Origin of the sequence: Maribacter dokdonensis DSW-8 (assembly GCF_001447995.1) — a bacterium.
In the GTDB taxonomy this organism is placed as follows: domain Bacteria; phylum Bacteroidota; class Bacteroidia; order Flavobacteriales; family Flavobacteriaceae; genus Maribacter; species Maribacter dokdonensis.
The window spans coordinates 1,925,606-1,943,724 of the sequence record NZ_LDPE01000001.1; the positions used below are offsets into that span (position 1 = coordinate 1,925,606).

General features: G+C 35.2%; 20 protein-coding genes and 1 tRNA gene. 9 read left to right on the forward strand and 12 right to left on the reverse strand.

Features of this window, described 5'->3' with window-relative positions:
• Positions 1–5: 5 nt before the first annotated feature.
• The 4 genes from I600_RS08395 to I600_RS08410 all read right to left on the reverse strand — a co-directional run bounded on the left by I600_RS08395 (position 6) and on the right by I600_RS08410 (position 3,962).
• Positions 6–359 (reverse strand): hypothetical protein, encoded by a 354-nt coding sequence (locus tag I600_RS08395; RefSeq protein ID WP_058103987.1) that lies wholly within the window; start codon positions 357–359, stop codon positions 6–8.
• A gap of 41 nt (positions 360–400) precedes the next feature.
• Positions 401–1,672, reverse strand: a complete 1,272-nt coding sequence (locus tag I600_RS08400; RefSeq protein ID WP_058103988.1) for a metal-dependent hydrolase family protein — start codon at positions 1,670–1,672, stop codon at positions 401–403.
• A gap of 75 nt (positions 1,673–1,747) precedes the next feature.
• A complete protein-coding gene (gene galE, locus I600_RS08405; RefSeq protein ID WP_058103989.1) occupies positions 1,748–2,764 on the reverse strand; it encodes a UDP-glucose 4-epimerase GalE in 1,017 nt (338 codons plus the stop codon).
• A gap of 43 nt (positions 2,765–2,807) precedes the next feature.
• Positions 2,808–3,962, reverse strand: a complete 1,155-nt coding sequence (locus I600_RS08410; protein ID WP_058103990.1) for a DegT/DnrJ/EryC1/StrS family aminotransferase — start codon at positions 3,960–3,962, stop codon at positions 2,808–2,810.
• Between the two features lie 90 nt (positions 3,963–4,052).
• Here I600_RS08410 and I600_RS08415 point away from each other — a divergent pair, with 90 nt between their 5' ends.
• The 3 genes from I600_RS08415 (at position 4,053) to I600_RS19545 (ending at position 5,968) form a co-directional block, all read left to right on the forward strand.
• A complete protein-coding gene (locus I600_RS08415) occupies positions 4,053–5,303 on the forward strand; it encodes a 3-deoxy-D-manno-octulosonic acid transferase (protein ID WP_058103991.1) in 1,251 nt (416 codons plus the stop codon).
• Positions 5,304–5,485: 182 nt separating this feature from the next.
• Positions 5,486–5,617, forward strand: a complete 132-nt coding sequence (locus tag I600_RS19540) for a hypothetical protein (RefSeq protein WP_257786203.1) — start codon at positions 5,486–5,488, stop codon at positions 5,615–5,617.
• A gap of 228 nt (positions 5,618–5,845) precedes the next feature.
• Entirely contained in the window at positions 5,846–5,968 is a 123-nt protein-coding gene (locus I600_RS19545; protein ID WP_257786202.1) for a hypothetical protein, read from the forward strand.
• Between the two features lie 106 nt (positions 5,969–6,074).
• On the opposite strand, the gene I600_RS08420 is transcribed toward I600_RS19545, so the two are convergent.
• Both I600_RS08420 and I600_RS08425 read right to left on the reverse strand, forming a co-directional pair.
• Positions 6,075–6,779: a LytR/AlgR family response regulator transcription factor gene (locus tag I600_RS08420; protein ID WP_058103992.1), complete on the reverse strand. Its 705-nt coding sequence runs from the start codon at positions 6,777–6,779 to the stop codon at positions 6,075–6,077.
• Positions 6,776–7,798, reverse strand: coding sequence for a sensor histidine kinase (locus I600_RS08425; protein ID WP_157490854.1), 1,023 nt, complete (start codon positions 7,796–7,798; stop codon positions 6,776–6,778). Before I600_RS08425 ends, I600_RS08420 begins: the two co-directional genes overlap by 4 nt.
• A 233-nt stretch (positions 7,799–8,031) precedes the next feature.
• Between I600_RS08425 and I600_RS08430 the strand changes: the two genes are divergently transcribed.
• Positions 8,032–10,368, forward strand: coding sequence for an outer membrane beta-barrel family protein (locus I600_RS08430; protein WP_245188860.1), 2,337 nt, complete (start codon positions 8,032–8,034; stop codon positions 10,366–10,368).
• Positions 10,369–10,498: 130 nt separating this feature from the next.
• Positions 10,499–10,747, forward strand: coding sequence for a hypothetical protein (locus I600_RS08435; protein WP_058103995.1), 249 nt, complete (start codon positions 10,499–10,501; stop codon positions 10,745–10,747).
• A gap of 52 nt (positions 10,748–10,799) precedes the next feature.
• On the opposite strand, the gene I600_RS08440 is transcribed toward I600_RS08435, so the two are convergent.
• From I600_RS08440 to I600_RS08455, 4 genes are all read right to left on the reverse strand, one after another.
• On the reverse strand, positions 10,800–11,081 hold the full coding sequence (locus I600_RS08440; RefSeq protein ID WP_058103996.1) for a DUF427 domain-containing protein: 282 nt from the start codon (positions 11,079–11,081) through the stop codon (positions 10,800–10,802).
• Between the two features lie 16 nt (positions 11,082–11,097).
• Positions 11,098–12,303: a bifunctional alpha/beta hydrolase/OsmC family protein gene (locus I600_RS08445; RefSeq protein WP_058103997.1), complete on the reverse strand. Its 1,206-nt coding sequence runs from the start codon at positions 12,301–12,303 to the stop codon at positions 11,098–11,100.
• Between the two features lie 135 nt (positions 12,304–12,438).
• Entirely contained in the window at positions 12,439–13,065 is a 627-nt protein-coding gene (locus tag I600_RS08450) for a class I SAM-dependent methyltransferase (protein ID WP_058103998.1), read from the reverse strand.
• A 115-nt stretch (positions 13,066–13,180) separates the two neighbouring features.
• Entirely contained in the window at positions 13,181–14,092 is a 912-nt protein-coding gene (locus tag I600_RS08455; protein WP_058103999.1) for an NAD(P)/FAD-dependent oxidoreductase, read from the reverse strand.
• Between the two features lie 120 nt (positions 14,093–14,212).
• Here I600_RS08455 and I600_RS08460 point away from each other — a divergent pair, with 120 nt between their 5' ends.
• Positions 14,213–14,599, forward strand: coding sequence for a Fur family transcriptional regulator (locus tag I600_RS08460; protein ID WP_058104000.1), 387 nt, complete (start codon positions 14,213–14,215; stop codon positions 14,597–14,599).
• Between the two features lie 107 nt (positions 14,600–14,706).
• Here the strand turns inward: I600_RS08460 and I600_RS08465 are convergent.
• Positions 14,707–14,788, reverse strand: a tRNA-Leu gene (locus tag I600_RS08465).
• A gap of 128 nt (positions 14,789–14,916) precedes the next feature.
• On the opposite strand from I600_RS08465, the gene I600_RS08470 reads away from it, so the two are divergent.
• The gene (locus tag I600_RS08470; RefSeq protein WP_058104001.1) at positions 14,917–16,308 is read left to right on the forward strand and encodes a dipeptidase; all 1,392 of its coding nucleotides are present in this window, start codon (positions 14,917–14,919) and stop codon (positions 16,306–16,308) included.
• A 109-nt stretch (positions 16,309–16,417) separates the two neighbouring features.
• Here I600_RS08470 and I600_RS08475 read toward each other — a convergent pair whose 3' ends face one another.
• A complete protein-coding gene (locus tag I600_RS08475) occupies positions 16,418–16,996 on the reverse strand; it encodes a PhnA domain-containing protein (RefSeq protein ID WP_058104002.1) in 579 nt (192 codons plus the stop codon).
• A gap of 124 nt (positions 16,997–17,120) precedes the next feature.
• On the opposite strand from I600_RS08475, the gene I600_RS19580 reads away from it, so the two are divergent.
• Positions 17,121–17,666, forward strand: coding sequence for a GldL-related protein (locus I600_RS19580; RefSeq protein ID WP_317038726.1), 546 nt, complete (start codon positions 17,121–17,123; stop codon positions 17,664–17,666).
• Between the two features lie 86 nt (positions 17,667–17,752).
• Positions 17,753–18,118 (forward strand): BlaI/MecI/CopY family transcriptional regulator, encoded by a 366-nt coding sequence (locus I600_RS08485; protein ID WP_058104004.1) that lies wholly within the window; start codon positions 17,753–17,755, stop codon positions 18,116–18,118.
• Position 18,119 lies beyond the last annotated feature (1 nt).

Sequence of the window (18,119 nt, forward strand, 5' to 3'; positions counted from 1 at the left end):
TCATCTTATTGATACCTGTTACGGTACCACACTTTTTTATATTCCCTCTTTAAAATCAAAAAAGTAATTTGATCAGCTACATCTACAGTATCCGTAATTTGAATATGCTCAAACTCCTTTTCAGGAATATCTATGATATACATAAGATTAAGGTATTCTGCGAAATGCTCCATCATTAAGTAATAGATCTTTTCACGAATAAGGGCAATGAAGCTAACGCCATCTATAGTTTTCGTGATTTTCAATGGATTATTGGCAAGAATGAAATCTTTCTCCACTTGTTTAACCAATTTTTCAAAAAGGGAGTCACCTAATGCTATTTGCACCAACTGCCTACTAGTATCAACATTGATTTTCATGCAAAGCTTATTTTCAAGAATTAGCCAAACCTTCTATACCATTATTGTTTATAAACGACCCCTTCTTTCATCACAAAAACTACATCTGTAAGGGTTTCCACATTATTTAAAGGGTTTTCATTTACAGCAACAATATCAGCAATATACCCTTCTTTAATTTGTCCTAAATCAGCCTCGCCTAAAAGCATAGCATTGGTTATTGTAGCTGAACGTAATGTCTCAATAACGGGCATACCCGCCTTGTTCATATAAACAAATTCCTTAGCATTATCACCATGGGGAGACACCCCTGAATCTGTACCAAAGGCTATACTTACCCCTTTCTTATAAGCTTTTGCAAAAGTTTCATTGAGTTTAGGTCCTATTTCCAAGGCTTTCTTAGCCACTACCGGCGGCAAATAGTTAGGTATTTTGGCTAACCTAGCAGCCTCTTGACCGGCAGAAATGGTAGGCACCATAAAAGTATTATGCTTGATCATAAGATCCATAGTTTCCTCAGACATTAATGTACCATGTTCAATAGTTTTAATTCCGCCTAAAATAGCTCTTTGCATACCTTCATCACCATGTGCATGTGCAGCGGTAAGCATACCATAATCTTTTGCAGTATCTGTAATCGCTTTTATTTCTTCAATAGTAAATTGTGGATTTTGACCACTTTTAGCTACACTTAAAACACCCCCAGTTGCGGTAATCTTAATAACATCTGCACCATCTTTATATCGTTGACGAACTGCTTTTCTGCCATCTTCCGGAGAATTGACCACCCCTTCTTTTGGTCCTGGATCACCCATTAATTCTTGACTTCTTCCGTTGGTAGGATCCGCATGTCCACCTGTAGAAGCAAGAGATTTTCCGGCGGTGAAAATTCTTGGACCAACTATTGTTCCTTTATTAATTGCTTTCTTGAGGGCAATGTTTACACCAGAACCACCTAAATCCCTAACTGTTGTAAAACCGGCCATTAAAGTCCGTTTAGCATACACCGTAGATTGAAATGCCACATCAGCTTCGTTCAAGGTAAATGCTTCTAAATATCTAGATGGGCTAGATTCGCTTTCTATATGCACATGCATATCTATAAAACCCGGTAATATGGTCTTGGATTTTAAATCTACCACCATATCCGTATCATTACCCGATACATAACCATTTTTAATCTCCTTGATCTTATTACTCGATACTATAATTGTCTTTTCAGATAAAATTTTACCAGATTCAACGTCAACAATTTTACCGCATTGTAAGTAAGTGTCCTGTGCATTAGCCAGACCTATAACAAACAGGAACAATACAAATAGAGAATTTTTCATAAGAGGTGGTATTTAAATTAAATAAGGGGAAATATAACCATATTTCCCCTTATTTATATTGATAGTATCGAAAAATCAATCCCTAATTTTCTGCTCCCAGATCCAAGCGTAATTCATTGCCTCTTCTAAAGTATATTCAGCTTTCCAACCTAACACTTCATTTGCCTTGGTAGTATCTGCATATGCTGTTGTAATATCTCCAGGTCTTCTATCTACAATTTTATAATTCAATTTTTTACCTGAAACCTTTTCAAAACTCTTAATAGCCTCTAAAACCGAGCTACCTTTACCCGTACCTACATTAAATACTTCGTAGTTAGATGCATTGTCACCATTAAGCAAGCGCTCTAAAGCTACCACATGTGCCTTGGCCAAGTCCACCACATAAATATAATCTCTAATACATGTGCCATCAGGAGTAGGGTAATCGTCTCCAAAAACAGATAACTCTTTTCTAAGTCCAATACCTGTTTGAGTAATGAAGGGCACCAAATTTTGTGGAACCCCTTTTGGCAATTCTCCAATATTCGCACTTGGATGCGCTCCCATAGGATTAAAATATCGTAAGGCAATAGCATTAAGACCAGGAGTAACTTTACAGGTATCTGCAATAATTTCCTCACCCATTTGTTTGGTATTGCCATATGGAGATTCTGCCACCTTGACCGGTGCATCTTCGGTAATTGGCATTTTATCTGCCTGTCCGTATACCGTACAAGAAGAACTAAAAATAAAACTTGCCTTATTCTTTTTACAAAGCTCCTTTAATATGTATACCAAAGTACCAATGTTGTTTTCATAATACAATAATGGTTTCTCAACACTCTCCCCCACCGCCTTAGACGCAGCAAAGTGTATAACTCCAGTAACATCTTGGTATTTTTGAAAAAAGTCCTCGACTTTTTGTTTTTCCTTAAGGTCCAGTTTTTCATAAAGTGGCTTTTTACCGGTAATGGCCTCAATACCCTCTAGCACACTTTCATCAGAGTTAGAACAATCATCAATAATGACCACTTCAAACCCTTTATTCTGTAATTCTACTACAGTATGTGAGCCAATAAAACCTAAACCTCCTGTTACTAATACTTTCATCTACTATATTATTTGAACGTTGCCAAATTAAAAAAACTTTGCACTACCCATTAACAAACCCGATAACCAACTGCGTAATATGGTTAATCTGTTCTTCATCCAATTCCGTATGCATTGGTAAAGAAATTACTTCTTTCACCAATTGATTGGTCACAGGAAAATCTGCCTCATTGTACCTATCATCCAAATATGCCTTTTGTTTATGCAACGGGATAGGATAATATACACCAAAAGGAACTTCATTCTTTGCTAAAAATTGTCCCAGCTCATCTCTTTTGCCATTTGTTATTCTCAACGTATATTGATGAAACACGTGACAATCGCACACATCGCAAATTCCCTCACAATTATTCACGGTCACAGGGGTTATGATATGCTCTTGACCCTCAAACGCTTTGGAATATGCTCTTGCCGCATTTCTTCTTGCTTCGCAATAGCCATCTAATTTTGGCAATTTTGCCCTTAGTACCGCAGCCTGTATAGAATCTAGTCTAGAATTTACCCCAACCACATCATGATGGTAACGCTCATACATACCATGGTTAACAATACCACGAAGTGTATGTGCCAATTCATCATCATTAGTAAAAATAGCGCCGCCATCACCATAGCAGCCCAAATTTTTAGAAGGAAAAAAAGAAGTGGCACCAACATGCCCAATACTTCCGGCCATCTGCTTAGTACCATCTTTAGCATAATATCTGGCACCTATTGCCTGTGCATTATCTTCGATAACAAATAAATCATGCTTTTTTGCCAAATCTAGAATTGCATCCATATTAGCACATTGCCCAAAAAGATGTACCGGCACTATAGCCTTTGTCTTAGGGGTAATCGCCTTTTCGATCGCTTCAATGTTAATATTAAAAGTATCTGGATATACATCTACCAAAACCGGCGTAAGTTGTAACAATGCAATTACCTCAACCGTAGCGGCAAAGGTAAAGTCGGCAGTAATCACCTCATCGCCAGGTTTTAGACCCAACCCCATCATTGCAATTTGCAAAGCGTCTGTACCATTTGCACAAGGAATGACATGCTTTACCTGTAAATACTCCTCCAGTTCCTTTTGAAATGCATGAACTTCTGGACCATTAATAAATGCTGATGTCTCTAATATCTGAGAAATTGAGTTATTTACCTGTTCTTTAATTTCTTGGTATTGACCACCTAGGTCTACCATTTGTATCTTTTTCATCTGTTGTAATTACATGAAGTGCAACAAAAATACGAAACGGGCAACACTAATTTTATGGAAAGAAACGTAATTTAGCCCAAAAGCATCAGTTTGTATATTCTTTATAACTTCATAGCGGTAATTGCTTCTGTAATTTTAAAAGGCTTGGCATTGGTAAACACTAAGCTTTCCCTTTTTGTAAATGGTAGAAAAAATTCGCTTTCCATAATTGAAAAGTCCATTTCTAAAGAAGATAAAGTAATTTGGATCCATGCCGCCTCTTTAGGTGAATTTGAGCAAGGGTTACCAGTATTGGAGCAATTAAAATTATCATATCCACATTACAAAACCCTACTTACTTTTTTCTCTCCTTCAGGGTACGAAGTAAAGAAAAACAGCAAAGTTGCCGATGTAATATGTTATCTACCGTTAGACACCAAAAACAATGTAAAATCATTTATAAAAATGGCACACCCAGATATTGCCATTTTCATCAAATATGAAATTTGGCCTAATTACTTAGCCGCCCTTAAAAATTTGAATACCCCCACTTTTTTAATTTCTGCCTTATTCAAAAAGAAACAATCCTATTTCAAGTGGTACGGTCATTTTATGCGTAAAGCTTTAAAAAGTTTCACTCATATTTTTGTTCAGAATTCCATGTCTTCAGACTTACTAAAATCTATTGGTTTAAAAAATGTGACCGTTGCAGGAGATACTCGTTTTGATAGGGTGCTTGAAATAACAAAGCGCAATAACGACCTGGAATTTATGAAGTTATTCAAAGATGAACAGTTCTGTTTTGTAGCAGGTAGCACTTGGCCAGAGGATGAAAGACTACTAATTGATTATATCAACCAAAGTAAATATGCCATTAAGTATGTGATCGCGCCGCACACTATGAAAGCTGATCATATAAAAAATATAGTTTCATCTATTGATAAATCTGTTATATGCTATTCTGATTTAAATGAAAAGGTCGTATTAAAAGACTACGATGTTATAATTATCGATACCATTGGGTTATTGACCAAAATATACAGTTATGCAGACATTGCATATGTTGGCGGTGGTTTCGCTACAGGATTACACAATACATTAGAGCCTGCAGTTTTTGAGATACCCGTAATTATTGGAGAAAAATACGAAGGTTTTGCAGAAGCGGAAGAACTAGTAACATTAGGTGGTATTATTTCTGTAAATAGCTTTTTAGAATTAAAAAAGCAAGTAGACGAATTCTTCAACGACAACGATAAACAGGAATTAACCGGACAAATCAATTCTAAATACATCAAAGAAAAGGCTGGGGCCACACCATGTATACTGAATGAATTAAATTCAGTTTTAGGGACAAAAAATTGAAGTATTCACACCAACGAAACTTATAAACTACCGAATATTTAGCTCAAAAATTAGACTACTATAGACTCAATTTGGGTGCATTCCCCTGATTATATGATACGTTAATCGATTTTACATCACTATATTACAGCACTTTACACTTCTAATACTTATATTGAGAACAGAACAATATAAGTATGATTATGGAACAAGAACTAACTTCTGGAGTAAAAATGCTCAACGGATTTCTCAAATTAATGATTACATGTTTAATTCTAATTCTTCTAGCAGTACCACTTGCAGGTATAGCAGATTGGTTAGGACTGATCAAATAATTACAAGTAACATTTACATCAAAGCTTTTAAAAGTTGACTTCAAAACATTACTGATAGTTCAACATCGATGAAACACCAATTTTACGGTTAAAATGCATCTGTCAAGAACTATCAACCACAAATAAGTAAGGTTTTACGTTGTTTTTGTAAGGTTTTACAACAATTACTAGGTAAAAGTTGCTCATTTCAACTAACTTTAGTAGAGTAACTTTAAAGTAGGTAATGTTATGAACAATTTATCATTTAAAACAGGGGTAGAAACTTATCTATCCGTACTTATTATAGCAATGAATGCTTTTTTGGCTGTTGTTGCGGTAGGTGCAATATTAACCCTTTTAGGGATTGTCTAATCTTTTAAATTAGAGCTTATTGCAAAAAATTACATTATAAAAGCCCCTTTGAAAGGGGCTTTTTTATATTTATCCGTCATTAGAGAAAAGCTTCTACCAACTACATTTACTTTATAATGCTTTTCATAAAATCCTCTTTATAGGCTCTACCAATAGGCACTCTCACATTCCTTTCCAATACTACATGATTTCCAATCACTTTTTTAATCTTGCTCATATTTACGATGTAAGATTTATGCACTCTTAAAAACTTAAGGTTATTTAGGTGCTCTTGCCAATATTTTAAGGTTTCTTGCGACAGGTATTTGTGTTTTATCAAATGAATCTCTGTATAGTCCGCATCGGATCTAATATGACTTATGTTCCTCACTTCAATCTTAACATGTTCATATCCAGATTTTACAAAAATCACATCAGGTAAAACATTATCATTTTGAACTGTACCATCCATTAAAAAATTTTCTTTGGTTGGCACTTTATGGACCGCTTGTACAAATCGCTTAAATGAAAACGGTTTTAAAAGGTAGTCTACCACCCCATACTCATAACTTTCCAAGGCATAATCTGAAAATGCCGTGGTCAATATTACGCTAGGTTTTTGCTTTAAAACATTCAAAAATTCAATTCCTGAAATCTTAGGTAAATGAATATCTAGAAAAATAAGGTCTACATGCTCCGTTTTGAGATACTCCATTGCCAGAATTGCATCGGCAAACGTAGCTTTTAACTGCAAGTTGCCTATGTCTGAAATATACTTCTTAAGCACTCTTTGCGCTGGCGGTTGATCTTCTATTATAATACACTGCATCATAAGCTTGCCTGTATCAATTGTAATTTTAAATGTACATAATAAATATGCTGTTCCTTTTGAATATGTAATTTATGAGCGTTGGGATACAGTAATTCGAGTCTTTTCTTCACATTTTGCAAACCTATACCATTTGAGATACTTTGGGTATTAGATAGTTTTAAGAATGAATTTCTACATTCAAAATTTAAAACTCCCTTCTCATCCAATGACACATTTACATCTATAAAAATACCATGAGACTGACTTGCCGTACTATGTTTAAAAGCGTTCTCTATAAAAACAGATAGAATTAAAGGGGCAATTAGATAGCCACTCTTAATATGTTCGGTTTTAAAGTTAACACTACCCCGTTCCTCTATCTGCATTTCATTTAGTTGCGTAAAGTTCTTTAAATGTTCCATTTCTTTGGGTAAGGCTACATACTTTTCCTTACAATCATACAGCATATATCTTAGCACTGCAGACAATTCAAGAATAATAGAAGGCGTTTTTGAGGATTCTTCTATGGCATAAGAGTAAAGGTTATTTAAATTGTTGAATAAAAAATGTGGATTGATCTGTGACTTTAAAAACAACAACTCACTTTCCTTTACGGAAGTACGCAACTCTTCTACCTCCAATTGTTTTTTAGAGGCATCCCAAGCAAATTTGAACCCTACTAAAATTAATATTACCGGCATTACATCTAACAGGCTATAGACCACTCCCGGAAAATACACTGCACGTGTATTGGGATAAAAAATTTGCTCTAGAACCAACTCTTCAAAAGATATAATAGCACTAATTAGAATAATCAGAAAAAGAAAAAACTGCAAATATCTTTTCCTATAGTAATATTTGGGCAACAATAGGTAATTGATTACAAAGGCACCTAAGGAGTAGTTTAAAAAAGCCAACACTTTAAAACCTTCAATTTCAGGTTCATTTCTATCGAACGTAAAAAAAAGAAAGACCACAATATGCAGTAGCACCTGAAAAATAATTTCTTTGGTTGTGCTATTATTAAATTTAGAATTCATGGTCATTATTTAAAAATACTACATAATTGGATTACGCTATTTATTAAGGCTGTCATCGACATTATTTTACTGGTAAACGCCACGTCAAAAAGAAATGTCGTTTGCACTACAACAAATGTCGTTTGCAGAATTTAAGAATAAAACAAAATTAGTTATGTGCACTTTTACAGTTCAACTTATCAACCTTTAACATGTACAAACCAATTTACTACTCATTTATAATATTAGTTTCAATGCTTTTTAGCCAAACAGCATTGGCACAAAATACAATTACGATCACTGGTAAAATTATAGAGACCAATAATGACGAAGCCATAGAATTTGCCACAGTTTTGGTAGGCGATCCAGTTAACCAAAAGCCAATTGTTGGCACAACTACCCTACAGGATGGCAGTTTTGTTCTTGAAACTACGGCTTCTGATTTTTATATTGAAGTCAGTTTTATAGGGTTTACCACCCAAAGATTTGATAACCCTACTATTACCAATAACAAAATTGAATTAGGCACTGTTTCCATTTCAGAAGATTCACAACAATTAGATGAAGTTGTTGTAGAAGGAGAAATTAGCCAAACCGTATTTAAACTGGACAAACGTGTTTTTAATGTTGGGGCAGACTTAAGCAGTACCGGCGCTAGTGCATTAGAGGTTTTAAACAACGTACCATCTGTTAACGTTAATATAGAAGGAGCCGTAAGCTTACGTGGAAGTCAAGGTGTACAAATGTTGATCAACGGTAAACCTTCCGTAATTGCTAATGAGCAAGGGAACGCATTGGGAACCTTAACCGCAGATATGATAGAACGCATTGAGGTAATTACGAACCCATCTGCAAAATATGATGCAGAAGGCACATCGGGCATTATAAACATCGTCTTAAAAAAAGAGGAAAAAAAAGGACTTAACGGTGCGGTTACCCTCAATACAGGTGTACCCAACAACCACAGTTTGGGCCTAAGCCTTAACAGACGAACAGAAAAATTCAATTTATTCAGTCAAGTTGGTTTTGGTCGTAGAACTTTTCCAAGTGATGAGGAAACTGAAAACAGAAATTTAGAAGATGGTACCTACATTAACAGTTTTGGAGAAAATGACAAAAACGAGACGTTTTTCAATCTCATCTTAGGAACCGATTATCATATAAACGATCTAAACGTCATTACCCTTTCAGGAAATTTTGCCTATGAATGGGAGAAAGAAAATGCAGATGCCATTTTTAGCACATTTGATGCAAGCAACTCGTTGACCGATGCTTTTAGAAGACAAGAATTAACCGAAGCAACCAACCCAAAATACTCGTATGAACTTCAATACAAAAAAGACTTTGAAGGTAATGAAGAACAATCTCTACTATTAAGCGCTACCGGAAATCTGTTTGCGAAAGATCAGACCAGTAATTTCACGAATACTACAACTTTTGGTAATGAAGATGACATGCTTCAAAAAAGTAGAACAGATTTTAGCCAAGCAGAATACACGTTTAAAGCAGATTATACACATCCTTGGTCAGAAAAATTTACATTGGAAACCGGTGCACAATATCAAATTAATGATGTAGAAAACGATTTTGCCATAAGTAATTTCGACGGTACAAACTTTATAGAAGACCCAAACCTGACCAATATTTTTGAGTGGACCCAAAAGGTATTGGGCATTTATGGCACTACAGCTTACGAAGGCGATAAATGGGGTCTTAAAGTAGGGCTTCGCTTTGAAGATACCGATGTTGCCACACTATTGAGAAACACCAACGTTGCCAATGACAATAAGTATAACAACTTATTTCCTAGTGGGCACACTTCTTATAAGATCAATGATGACCTTTCATTACAAGCAGGGTATTCTAAACGTATATTTAGACCACGACTATGGGATCTGAATCCGTTTTTCAATATTAGGAATAACTTTAGTATCAGTACCGGTAATGCTGATTTACAAGCTGAATTCACGGACAGTTTTGAGGTAACCAGTATCTATAAAATTGGTAAAATGTCTATGAACCTGGGCGTGTTTTACAGACATACTGAAGATGTTGTGGAACGGATCGTAGAATTTGAGGACAATGTAAGTATATCCAGACCAGAAAATGTGGGCACAAGCAACACTACTGGTATTGAATTCAATGCTAAATACATACCTGCAAACTGGGTGTCGTTTACAAATGATTTTAATTATAGCCACTTTGCCCGTGAAGGGGATTTTGAAGGAAGCTCATTTGATTTTACTGGAGATCAATGGTCTACGCGACTTACAGGTAAGTTTAAATTACCTGCAGATATTGACATTGAACTTATAGGTAATTACCGATCAAATTATAGAACCTTGCAACAAGAAGTATCTGAAAATTTATTTATGGATTTTGGGGCAAGAAAAAAGATTTTAAAAGGTAAAGCGATTGTAAACTTGAGCGTACGTGATGTATTTGCGTCGCGTATAAGTGAAAGTATAACCACACAACCTACCTACTACCTAAGAGATTATAGTAAGCGCGGAAGATTTATTACATTGGGTATTAGTTTTGGTTTCGGTAAAGGAGAGGCTATGGAGTTTTCTGGCCAAAAACATTTTTAAGTCAAAATATATAAAGCACTCGTTCAGCTATTTTTAAACAATCTAAATACACACTACTGAACTACAGCTATTTAAATTGCTTCTAAACGTATGTGAATGTAAATTTATTAGGAACTTAAAATAGAAGATTATGTCGATAAGATTTGGAAATAGTTGTGTTAATTGTGATAATTTGGTTGAAGGCAACACGTGTAAAGTGCATGGCGTAAAAGTAGGAAATAGTTATACGTGTGATAGTTTTGAAATGAAAGCTGCCTTAAAAGATGAGACTAATTGTGTAACCTGTGTAAAGTTTGAATCTAGCGATTGCGCTAACCCACAAAAAGCAGCTCCAGGTATGTCATGCAGTCACTGGGCACCACAGAATGCCACAGCATAGATAACAATACAAGCTTAAAACAAAAGGACCGGTTATTCCGGTCCTTTTTATTTCACTTTACTTCTACCCCTTTCCAAAAAGCGATATACCCTTTAATACCTTTTGCCAATTCTGATACTTCTGGATAATACCATGCGGCATCTTTGTTGACATCACCATCAACCTCTATATCATAGTAAGATGCTACTCCTTTCCAGGGGCAACTTGTATGTGTATCCGTAGTTTTAAAATATTCTTTTTTAATTGTTGAAGGTGGAAAGTAATGATTGCCTTCAACCTGTACCGTAGCATCACTTTCTGCAATTACCGTATTATTCCATATAGCCTTTACCATATTATTTTAGTTTATTTTATTTAAGTTTTGTTATTATCACCGATGTTGCGGACAAGGTTTTATGTACAGGACATTTATCTGCAATTTCCATTAACCTATTCTTTTGACTATCGTCTAAATCACCGAACAATTCTATACTTCGTTTAAAAGTATCGATCTTTTTAATAGTCGAAGTATTTTGAGAATCAGGAGCATGTTCTTTACCGTGATCAACATGTACTATAACCTTTTGTAAGTCCCACTTTTTTCTTGAAGCATACATTCTCAACGTCATGGCCGTACAAGCACCTAATCCTGAAGAAACATAATCATAAGGGGAAGGACCAAAGTCATTACCGCCAAAATCCTTTGGCTCATCAGCAATCAACAAATGATTACCGGCCACTATTTCAGAGGTGAAACCCTCATTACCAATACTTACTGCCACCTGGTGAGATGTTTTTAAAGGTGTACCTTTAGGAATATCCAAATACCGCTCTGCCCAACCTGCAATAACATTACCTACATAGGTAGAATCTACACTATCCATTAAAAGATGATCGGCCTTATCAATAGAAATAAAACTCTTTGGATGATGAGCATATTGGTACAATTCTTTTGCATTTTCAATCCCTACAACGGTATCTTGAGGAGAATGCAGCACCAAATACGGTTTTCTTAAATTCTTTAGGACCTCTTTCATGGGTTTAGATTCAATATCATCTATAAAATCCTTTTTAATGGTAAAATCGCGTCCTCCGATATTCACTTTTGCCTTACCTGTTGCATTTATTTCATCTACATTGGACTTAAATAAATGTTGTACATGAGCTGGTGAAGATGGCGCCCCAATGGTAGAAACTGCAGCAACGGAATCTAATTCAGACGCAGCAAATATTACGGCAGCACCACCTAAAGAATGACCAATTAATAAAGATGGAGCTTTATAATGCTGTTCTAAATATTTCGCAGCCTCAATAAGATCGGACACATTAGAGGAAAAGTTGGTCTCTTCAAATTCCCCTTCGCTCTCTCCAAGTCCGGTGAAATCAAATCTTAGCACGGCAATACCTTTACTCACCAATGCCCTTGATATATTACGAACCGCAGAAAAGTTCTTATTACAAGTAAAACAATGCGCAAAAATAGCATAGCTATGAGGTTCTTGGTTATCAGGTCTTTCTAGACGTGCCGCTAATTTTTTTCCTTGAGAATTAATAAAAGATACTTTTTCAAAACCCATAACTATTGTTTTAATTACAATTCAACCAATATTAAAGTATTAGAGGTGAATTCAACCAAAAACTTACAACACCTACTATACTTCTAAACCATATGATCTACACAAACCTACTCATAGTTATTATGAACCAACAGTTTATTTGGTACAGGTAATCATCCATAAACGTTGATTTAAAGCATTTTTCATACCCTTTACAGGCTCAATAATTTCTCTTACATCACTTATACCATAATCACTAAATTCCTTGTGAATAGAAGCGGTGTCATGAAAATATAATTCAATATGATGTTTGGATAAATAATGGTTTTTGGAAATCTTGGTTCCTTTACCAAATTGATGATCATTAGTAGACAACGTAACAAAAACCATAGAACCACCTATATTAAGCTGGTTATAACAATTTCTAATTAAGTTACTTCTTTGTACACTATTTAAAAGGTGCAATAACGAGTAGCAAAAAATACCATCATACAACTTTTGATCAAATGGCATATCGGTTACATTACCATTATAAATTTTGAATTTATCAGGCACCAAATTAGATGCAATAGCTATAGCTGTAGCCGAAATTTCTATTCCTGTAACATTCATTGCCATAGCAATAAAGGGCAAGGCATTTCTACCATAGCCACAGCCGGGTATTAAAATTTCATCGTAGCCTTTAACCTTAAAACTATTGGCTACCATAACCGCGGCATCGGCTGGTTCCTTTCCCCACATGACAGTGTTTCTCTTAAAACTAAGCTCCCAAAAATCATCCATGACAATCAGTTTTTAAGGCATACTTTATTACAGAAAAATGACTTTGTTCACCACTAACCTTAATTATGATCTCACACATATTTTATTGAACGTTAGCAATAGCCTGTAATAGCAATTATTTAAATTGCTCATTGGCCAAATCTGCATTGACCTTGGCACCGGTAAAGTTTCCGGTATTAACTGCGTTTGCAACTGACCTTAACATATTTGAATTATCTCCACAGGCATAAACACCTTTTATAGAGGTTTCTTGAAAAGGGGTAACATCAATATACCCGTCATCAGTAAAGGTACACCCTAGTTCTTGAGGTATTTGTGAATGCTGTTCAAATGGTAACGATGCGTATAGAGCTTCAAAAGAATGTTTTTCTCCATTGCTAAAACCTATACTTTTTAAATTACCCAAATCATGTTCAATTGAAGTAATATCAGCAACTATTAACTTAACTTGATTATTCTTTAATATTTGAATTTCATCTTCTTTTAAATCGGTCATATTTTTTATGATCAATGTTAGGTTACCAGTAAGATTCTTGATCAATGGAGCCAAATGTAAAGCTCTAGGTATACTGGCGTAAATAGCCGTTTTTTTACCTTTATTTTCAAAACCATGGCAATAAGGACAATGAATGATAGAGATACCCCAACAATCAGAAAAACCCGGTATATCTGGCATAATATCTTTTATGCCGCTACTAAATATCAATTTATGGGCATTGAAAACTGTACCAGATAACGTCGTAATATTAAAACCTGATTCAGTTTTTTTGGCATTAAGGGCAATATCTTCAATGAACTCAACGGTATCATAGTTAAGCACTTGATCTTTTGCCAGTTCATTAATACGGCTCGGCTCTACACCGTCTTGTGTAATAAAATTATGTGAGTGTGGTGTTTGCCTATTGCAGGGCTTACCACCATCAATAATTAATACGTTTCTCAATGACCTACCTAAGGACATTGCAGCTGATAAACCTGCATAACTACCTCCAATAATAATAACATCAAAAAATCTACTATCTACCATATAAGTGTATTTTAAATATTGATTTAAAACAAAACATTTTCATTAATGCGATTATGTCGCTTTAATACAATGCAAATGTAATGAAATTTTAGTATATTGCAACATAGTCGCATTAAAACCATGAAGAGAAGAAAAACACCATCTAAAACCGAAATTTTGCAAGTACTTAAATCTTCGGGGAACGCCTTGAGTCATGATATGATACAAGCCAATATTGAATCTGATATTGATAGAGCTACCATTTATAGAGTTCTAAACAGATTCTGTGAAGACGGTAAAGTACACAAAATTGTTGGCGACGATGGTAAACAATACTTTGCCCTATGTTCCAATTGTGGAGAAGAAAAGCAGCTACATTCTCACAGCCACATGCATTTTAGATGTTTAGAATGTGGAAAAGTGGAATGTTTAGAACGAGATATATCTGTACCATTGCCTGATGGTTATGTGGCAAAAGTCCACAATCTAATTATATCTGGGTTTTGCAATAATTGCTCACAAATATAATCTCTTGTTGTAGCAACCTGATAGAATTCAACTGATGAAGTATCAGAAAGAAAACATTCAAAGTATCAATAAAAAAAGCCTCTCAGTTTCCTGAAAGGCTTTCGTTGTACAGGCGGAGAGACTCGAACTCTCACACCTCGCGGCACTAGATCCTAAGTCTAGCGTGTCTACCAATTCCACCACGCCTGCATACTTTCCAAAATCACGATATGTGATTATCGGGGTGCAAATATAATGCAAAAAATCAATTCTCTAAATTTTAGCTATTTAAAAATTACGCTTTTTGTACTTTTATCAAAAGTCAGATAAAAAATTGCATGAAAAACGTAAAGAATTATATCTCCGAAAACAAGGACCGATTTCTAAATGAAATCATAGAACTACTTAAAATACCGTCTGTTAGCGCAGATCCTGCCTTCTCTCAAGATGTTTTAAACGCTGCGGAAATGGTAAAATCAAAACTAGAAGATGCAGGTTGCGATATTGTTGAAATTCATGAAACAGCCGGTTACCCTATAGTTTATGGTGAAAAAATCATAAACAAAGACCTACCAACGGTACTAGTATACGGCCATTATGATGTACAACCGGCCGAACCATTGGAATTATGGACTTCCCCACCTTATGAACCGGTAATCAAAAAAACCGATTTACACCCAGAAGGAGCCATTTTTGCACGTGGTGCTTGCGATGACAAAGGGCAAATGTACATGCATGTAAAGGCATTGGAATTAATGGTAAAAACCGATCAACTGCCGTGTAATGTAAAATTCATGATTGAAGGCGAAGAGGAAGTTGGGAGTAATAACTTAAGTATTTATGTTGCCGAGAATAAAGAAAAATTGGCAAACGATGTTATTTTAATATCGGACACGGGCATGATCGCCAATGATGTACCTTCTATAACCACTGGTTTACGCGGACTTAGTTATGTTGAAGTGGAAGTTACGGGTCCTAATCGTGATTTGCATTCTGGTTTGTATGGTGGTGCCGTAGCAAATCCGATCAACATTTTAACAAAAATGATCGCTAGTTTACATGACGAAAATAACCATATTACCATTCCAGGGTTTTATGACAAGGTAGAGGAACTTTCCGCCGAAGAACGTGCAGAAATGGCAAAAGCACCGTTCAGCATAGAAAAATATCAAAAAGCTTTGGATATTGATTCGGTGTATGGTGAAGCAGGTTATTCTACAAACGAACGTAACTCCATTAGACCTACCTTAGATGTCAATGGCATTTGGGGCGGTTATATTGGGGAAGGAGCCAAAACGGTTATAGCAAGTAAAGCATATGCTAAAATATCTATGAGATTGGTACCCAACCAAGATTGGAGAGAAATTACCGAGCTATTTAAAACTCATTTTGAATCTATTGCACCTAAAGGTGTTACCGTAGTAGTAAAACCTCATCATGGTGGTCAAGGTTATGTAACGCCAATAGATACTGATGCATACCAAGCAGCATCAAAAGCATACGAAACCACATTTGGAAAAAAACCGATACCACAACGTAGTGGTGGTAGTATTCCTATAGTCTCTCTATTTGAAAAAGAACTAAAGAGTAAAACTATTCTTATGGGCTTTGGTTTAGATAGTGATGCCATACACTCCCCTAACGAACATTTTGGGGTATGGAACTACTTAAAAGGCATTGAAACCATCCCTTATTTCTATCAATATTTTACTGAAATGACCAAAAAGTAGTTGACAGTTGACAGTAAATTAAAAAACGTCTTTGCTTACAAAGACGTTTTTTATTGTAGAAGTATGTTTTGTTGATGATAAATTGATACCGAGAACCAATAATGTACAACTATATTTTTTTCACGTATTTAGTGATGATTACGGTAAGGGTAGGTCCTACTTTGCCTTCAATATATTCAGCATTTTCCCTATCTAACGAAATTCGCCTTACTGCAGTACCTTGTTTGGCTACTTGACTAGAACCTTTAATCTTTAGGTCTTTCACCAATACAACACTATCACCATTTTGTAAGATTACACCATTGACATCACGGTGAATTATCTTCTCACTTTCTGCCAAACCTTCTCCCGTAGCCTTTGCCCAATCTAAAACCTCAGGTTCCAAATACATCATATCCAGCAAATCTTTGGGCCAACCTTCAGATTTTAATCTAGAAAGCATTCTCCATGCCACAACTTTTACAGAATCATACTCGCTCCACATACTGTCATTTAAACAACGCCAGTGATTAGCATCCATTTTTTCCGGGTCTTCAATTTGAGTACGACATGTTTCACACGCCAAAATACTAGAATCAACTCCACTTATAGAAACCGGTTCAACTTCAAAAACCTCTAAGTTATTGGTTGCGGTACATAATTCACATGTGGAACCACTACGTGCTTCTAAATCATCTTTTACGCTCATTCTAGGTTGCTTTTAGGCTGCAAATTTAATCTTTTAAAAAGGGAACAAATCACACCAAAGCCTATTTGAAAACACTTAAAACTTTTATTCGTCGTTCTACATAGAAACCAAAGAAGTAAAACTTTTGATTACCAAGGAAAAAAGCAACAGATTTCTAAGACTAAGCATTGCCTTGGCATTAATTGCCATACTCTTTAAAATAATGCATTGGCCCTATGCTGAAATATTATTGATTTCAGCCGTTGGTGGTATCGCTATTTTCTTCATTATAGGGTTTTATAAGAAACCAATCAAAAACTGGTTAGATTATGCCAAGTTATTTTTATTAATTTCCTTTTTACTTCATTACTTATTTAGAGTTCTGCATTTAAATTATGGATATATATTTTCCTATATTTTTAGAATGGCCTTGATATTTTTCATCATTGCCTATATAAAAGATGTATTTTTTTCAAATGATAATTCCTCCAAATTAGAGGAGCAGCCCACTACTTCAAAAAAGAAAATCATCAACATAGTATTATATTCAACTGCGGTAATTTGTATTATTATTGGTGCTCAATTTAAAATTCTACACTGGAAATTTGGATTCATAAACGGAAACCTTCTGCTAGCCGTAGGACTTATAGCTACTGCCCTTTCTATTATATTAGGTTTTAAAAAATCTTAGTACACCCAAAACGCATTTAACCTCTACACTTGTAGAATCAAATTATTTATTCTATGTTTGTAGAACAAATTCTAAACTTGTAGAAAATGCAGCTATCCAAATCGGAAGAAGAATTAATGAATATACTTTGGAAGCAAAAGAAAGCTTTCATGAAAGACTTATTGGATGCTTACCCAGAACCAAAACCCGCTACCACTACTGTAGCCACCTTATTAAAAAGGATGACCGATAAAAAGTTTATTGACTATAAAAGTTATGGCAGAAGCAGAGAATATTATCCGCTAGTTAAGAAAAAAGACTATTTCTCTAAACATGTAAACGGACTCATTAAAAATTTCTTCAACGATAGCGCCAGTCAGTTTGCGTCATTTTTTACGCAAGAAACCAATTTAAGCAAAGCTGAATTGGAGGAATTGAAGAAATTAATAGACGTTGAAATAGAAAAGAAGTAAT